The 5,480-nt window shown below is 67.8% G+C and carries 5 protein-coding genes; all 5 read left to right on the forward strand.

The annotated features are described in order from the left end of the window. Positions 1-67 precede the first annotated feature (67 nt). The 5 genes from ACE3UY_RS12310 (at position 68) to ACE3UY_RS12330 (ending at position 5,457) form a co-directional block, all read left to right on the forward strand. Positions 68-661 (forward strand): CvpA family protein, encoded by a 594-nt coding sequence (locus ACE3UY_RS12310; protein ID WP_374687812.1) that lies wholly within the window; start codon positions 68-70, stop codon positions 659-661. Between the two features lie 67 nt (positions 662-728). Next, entirely contained in the window at positions 729-2,138 is a 1,410-nt protein-coding gene (gene murC, locus ACE3UY_RS12315; RefSeq protein ID WP_374687813.1) for a UDP-N-acetylmuramate--L-alanine ligase, read from the forward strand. A 79-nt stretch (positions 2,139-2,217) separates the two neighbouring features. Then, positions 2,218-3,168 carry a UDP-N-acetylmuramate dehydrogenase gene (murB, locus tag ACE3UY_RS12320; protein ID WP_374687814.1) on the forward strand — a complete coding sequence of 317 codons (951 nt, stop codon included), beginning with the start codon at positions 2,218-2,220 and terminating at the stop codon, positions 3,166-3,168. After that, the gene (locus ACE3UY_RS12325) at positions 3,161-4,366 is read left to right on the forward strand and encodes a D-alanine--D-alanine ligase family protein (protein WP_374687815.1); all 1,206 of its coding nucleotides are present in this window, start codon (positions 3,161-3,163) and stop codon (positions 4,364-4,366) included. The genes murB and ACE3UY_RS12325 overlap by 8 nt, the downstream gene beginning before the upstream one ends. Continuing rightward, on the forward strand, positions 4,363-5,457 hold the full coding sequence (locus ACE3UY_RS12330) for a cell division protein FtsQ/DivIB (protein ID WP_374687816.1): 1,095 nt from the start codon (positions 4,363-4,365) through the stop codon (positions 5,455-5,457). The genes ACE3UY_RS12325 and ACE3UY_RS12330 overlap by 4 nt, the downstream gene beginning before the upstream one ends. The last annotated feature ends 23 nt before the right edge of the window (positions 5,458-5,480 follow it).

Below are 5,480 nucleotides of genomic sequence, written 5' to 3' on the forward strand. Positions count from 1 at the left end.
AGGGGTCGGGCGACGGGAGTCGCCTTGTGGTCAATGACCAGCGGTCAGTGGAAGGAGAAGAGGCCTGATGCTAAGCCTGAACGTTGCCTTCTGGATTATGGTCATCCTGTTCGCGCTGGTGGGCGCGATGCGCGGCTGGACGCGGGAGGTGGTCGTCACGTCCTCGCTCATCCTGGCGCTGTTCATCATCAACCAGTTCATGGCCGTGGCCTTTGGGTTCTTTGGCTGGGACAACAGCGTAACGCCGCCCGACGCGCAGCGCCGCTGGCAGTTCTTTGTCATGTCGTCCTTCCTGATCGCCATCGGCTTCTTCGGCTATCAAGGCCCGACGCTGGCCCGCAGCCGCGTGGGCGACAAGCTGACGCGCCACGATAACCTGCAGGACAAGGTATTGGGGGCCATCGTGGGCGCGGTGAACGGCTGGCTGCTCATCGGCTCCATCTGGTGCTTCCTGGAGTATAAGGTTGTGGCCGCCAGCAATTGGATGCGCTACGCCCAGGAGATCGGCTACCCGTTCGACCCGTCGCGCATCATTCGCCCGGCGTGGGAGGCAGTGCCCATTGTCGAAAATCTGCCCATCCCGTTTCTGACCGGCTCGCCCATCATCCTGCCGCTGCTGATGGCGGTGGTGTTCCTGTTCGTCCTCGTCGTCCTATTGTAACGAACGACGAGTCAAGAACTGACCCAGTGAATACTGCTTACTGCTTACTGTTTACTACTTACTGATCATGAAACTGCAACCCGGCATGCACATCCATCTCGTAGGCGTCGGCGGGGCCGGCATTTCGGCCATCGCCCGCGTGCTGCTGGGTCGCGGCTACCGGGTTTCCGGCTCCGACATGCAAACCAATGAGCAAACCGCCGCCCTGGCCGACGCCGGCGTGACCATCTACACCGGCCACGACCCGGCCCACATCGCGGGGGCCGATCTGCTGGTCGTCTCCTCGGCCGTGCCTCCGACCAATCCAGAGTGGGTTGCCGCCCGCGAGCGCGGCCTGCCGGTGGTCAAGCGCGCCGACCTGATCGGCCAGCTCATGGAGGGCAGCGTCGGCATCGCCGTGGCCGGCACGCACGGCAAGACGACGACCACCGGCATGATCGCCCACCTGCTGCTGGAGGTTGGACTGGACCCGACCGTCATTTTGGGCGGCACGCTGCCGGAGTTAGGCGGTAACGGGCGCTACGGCCAGGGCCCTTACTTCGTCGTCGAGGCGGACGAGTACGACTACATGTTCCTGGGGCTGCGGCCGGAGGTGGCGGTCATCACCAATGTGGAACACGACCACCCCGACCTGTTCCCCACCGACGACGCCTACCACTCCGCCTTTCGCCAGTTCGCCCGGCTGCTGCCGCCCCATGGCCGGCTCATCGTCTGCGCCGACGACCCCGGCGCGGCCGCCTTGCTGGACGAGTTGACCAACGGCGGCATCGAGGTGACGACCTACGGGCTGAGCGAGCGCGCCGCGCGCGCCCCGCACGTCCGCGGCCTGGACGCGCGCCTCAACCAGATGGGCGGCACGGACTTCGTGGTCGAGTACGACGGGCAGACCATCGGCCTGGCGCGGCTGCGCGTGCCGGGGCTGCACAACGTGCGCAACGCCCTGGCGGCCATCATCGTCGGCCTTGATTTGCAAATCGAGTTCGGCCAGATTTGCCGCGCGCTGGCCGGTTTTGGCGGGGTGCAGCGGCGCTTCCAGTTGATCGGCGAGACGGGCGGCGTGACCATCATCGACGATTATGCCCACCACCCGACCGAGATTCGGGCTACGCTGGCCGCCGCGCGCCAGCGCTACCCCGGCCGCCGGCTGTGGGCGGTGTGGCAGCCGCACACCTTCAGCCGCACCCGCCTGCTGGCCGACGAGTTCGCCGACAGTTTCGCCGGCGCGGAGCGGGTCATCGCCCTGGACATCTACCGCAGTCGCGAGGCGGACGACCCGGACGTGAACACCGCCGGCGTGGTGAGCCGCATGCGCCACCCGCAGGCCATCCACATCCCCGACCGGCGCGACGCGGCCGACTATCTGTTGGAGCGGGTCAATCCCGGCGACGTAATCGTGACGCTGGGCGCGGGCGACGGGGACGCGGTCGGCCGTTGGGTGCTGGAAGGCTTGGAACGGCAACGAGGATTGAAGCGATAGTAGGGCGGGTTGGCAACCCGCCTCTGGGTGAGGAAAGGCGGGTTACCAACCCGCTCTACAGGATGAGACAGGCAGGCACATGAAACTCATGACGACGGTCCAGACGGTAGAAAGATTGCGCCGCATCTTCGGCGACCAATTGCGGGTCAGCGAATCGCTGGCCCGCCACACCACCGCCCGCGTCGGCGGCCCGGCCGAACTGTTCCTGACCGTGAACTCGGCCGAACAACTGGAAGCCGCGGCCGAGGTCGCCTATGCCGCCGGCCTGCCCTACTTCGTCCTGGGCGGCGGCTCCAACATCCTCGTCGCCGATGGCGGCATGACCGGGCTGGTCATCCTGAACCGCGCGCGCAAGGTCAGCTTTCGCCACAGCGGCGCGGGCGTCGTCTGCACGGCTGAGTCCGGGGCTAACCTGTCGGCCCTGGCTCGCCAGTGCATCAGCCGCGGTCTGGGCGGGCTGGAGTGGGCGATCGGCGTGCCGGGGACTGTCGGCGGCGCGGTGGTCGGCAACGCCGGGGCGCACGGCTCCGACATTGACGCCTCCCTGCTGGCGGCGACGGTTTGGGAGCCGGGCTATGGCCGCCGCGTCTACAGCCGCGAGGAGATGGCCTACGGCTACCGCGAGAGCGCCCTGAAGCGCGACCGCGAGGACAATCGGGCGCGGCGCGTCGTCCTGTCGGCCGAGTTGCGCCTGAAGCCGGAGCCGGTGGACGTGCTGACGGCGCGGGCCGATGGCTTTACGGCCATGCGCAAAGAGCGCCAGCCGGGCGGAGCCAGCACCGGCTCGATGTTCAAGAATCCGGAGAACTTCTACGCCGGCTACCTGATCGACACGGCCGGGCTGAAGGGCTTTCGCATTGGCGACGCGGTCATTTCCGAAAAACACGCCAACTTCTTCATCAACGAGGGCGAGGCGACGGCCGAGGACATCCGCGCCCTGGTGGCCGAGGCGTGGAACAGCGTCCGCGAGCAATTCGGTATCGAGATGGAGTTGGAAGTCGAGTTGGTGGGAGATTGGGCGTTTGAATAAGAGAACGGGCAAACTCCGCGTCGGCGTCATCTTCGGCGGCCGGTCGGGCGAACATGAAGTGTCGCTCCAATCGGCGCGCTCGGTGATGCGCGCGCTCGACCCGGCCAAGTACGAGGTGACGCCCATCGGCATCACCAAAGAGGGGCGCTGGATCGCCGGCGACGTGATGGCCGCCCTGGCCGAGGGGGCCGATGCCCGCCCGGCCGCGCTCCTGCCCGAACCCGCGCACTCCGGCTCCCTCTCCCTCTGGGAGAGGGTTGGCGAGCGGGAGGAGAGCGCTCCGCACCTCACGGCCATCACCGAACTGGACGTGATCTTCCCCGTGCTCCACGGCCCCTACGGCGAGGATGGTACGGTGCAAGGGCTACTGGAATTGGCCGGGCTGCCCTACGTCGGCGCGGGGGTCGTCGGCTCGGCCGTGGGCATGGACAAGGCCATCTTCAAGGCGGTCATGGAGGCCCACGGGCTGCCGGTGCTGCCGTGGCAGCTGGTCACGCGCGCCCGCTGGCTGCGCGAGCCGGAGGCGGTGCTGGACGCGGTGGAGGCCCACCTGCCCTACCCCGTCTTCACCAAGCCGGCCAACCTCGGCTCCAGCGTCGGCATCAGCAAGTGCAACAACCGGGACGAGTTGCGGGCCGGTCTGGCCGAGGCGGCGCGCTTTGACCGGCGGCTCATCGTCGAGCAGGGGATCGGCCGCGGCGACCAGCGCGCCCGCGAACTGGAAGTGGCCGTGCTGGGCAACGACGAACCGCAGGCCAGCGTCGTGGGCGAAATCCGGCCGCGGCGCGCCTTCTATGACTACGTCGCCAAGTACATGGCCGCGCCCGGTTCGGAGGATGAGTCGGAGTTGATCATCCCCGCCCCGCTGGCGCCGGCGCAGTCCGACGCCATCCGCGCCCTGGCCGTGCGCGCCTTCCAGGCCATCGACAGCGCCGGGCTGGGCCGCGTCGACCTGCTGCTGGACGACGAGAGCGGCGCGCTCTACCTGAACGAGATCAACACCATCCCCGGCTTCACCAGCATCTCCATGTATCCCAAGCTGTGGGAGGCCAGCGGCGTGAGCTACCCCGAACTGCTGGATCGGCTCATCGCCCTGGCGCTGGAGCGCCACCGGGAAAAGATGGAATTGGAGACGACGATCGAGCCGTCCGCCCTCTCCCCAGGCGGGAGCGGGCCGGCGCAAGGAGGCGCACAATGACCAGGCGCATTCCCTCGCCCTTCAAGAGAGGACAAACGCCCGCGCCCACCAAGCGGGGATCAGCCACAGGAGACAGGCGCGTCGCCCCCTCCCCTCGCGGCAAAGGGGACAAGCGCCTGCGCAAGCAGCCGCAGATGCGCCGCATCCAGGCCGCCTCGGCCGCATCACTGGCCGGCCTGGGCATGACCAAGACGGCCCAGAAGCGCAAGCGCCGCCAGAGCGCCCAGCGCATCACCCGCCCGCTGTCCACGGCGCGGGCCATCGTTTTCAACGCGCGCTGGCTCAGCCTGGGCATTGTGGGGCTGTGCGTCTACGCCCTCTACCTGATCGGCGCGGACCAGCGCTTCTACCTGAACTACATCCCCGTCCAGGGCGCGACCTCGCTGGAGATCAACGACGTGGTGGCCGAGAGCGGTCTGGCCGGGCGGCACATCTTCGCCGCCGACCCGCAGGCTGCGGCCGACCGCATCGGCCAGATGGGCGGCGTGGTCACGGCCACGGTCACGCTGCACTGGCCCAACGAGGTGCTGGTCAGTCTGCGCGAGAAGCCGCCGCTGGCGACGTGGGAAGAAGGGAGCGAGACCTACTGGATCGACGAGGACGGCAACCTCTCGCTGGCGCGCGCGGAGACGGTGGGGTTGTTGCATATCGTTTCCGAGGAACCTGTTTCCTCCGATGCGGGGGAGCAGGGGAGCGGGGGAACGGGGGAGACGGACGCCGAGGCGGAGACCGCTTCCTCCGATGAGGAGTCTGCCTCCTCGGACGGAAACGACGAAGAAACGACGACCGGCGAGACGGCGAACGGGGAGGCGACGGCCAACATCGCCTTCGTGCCGCGCCCGGTGCTGGAGGGGGCGATCCAGTTGCGGCAATTGCGCCCCAACATCGACAAGCTCTTCTACAACACATCGGGCGGGCTTAGCTATCAGGACGGCCGCGGCTGGCGGGCCTACTTTGGCAGCGGCCGGGACATGCACCAGAAGCTGGCCGTCTATGAGACCGTGGTGGCGAGCCTGGTGGATCGCGGCCTGCGGCCGGAGTACATCAGCGTCAGCAACCAGTACAAGCCCTATTATCGGCTTGTGCCATAGGGCACTGACCACTGGTCACTGCA

Origin of the sequence: Promineifilum sp. (SeqCode), assembly GCF_041918635.1 — a bacterium.
Taxonomy (GTDB): domain Bacteria; phylum Chloroflexota; class Anaerolineae; order Promineifilales; family Promineifilaceae; genus Promineifilum.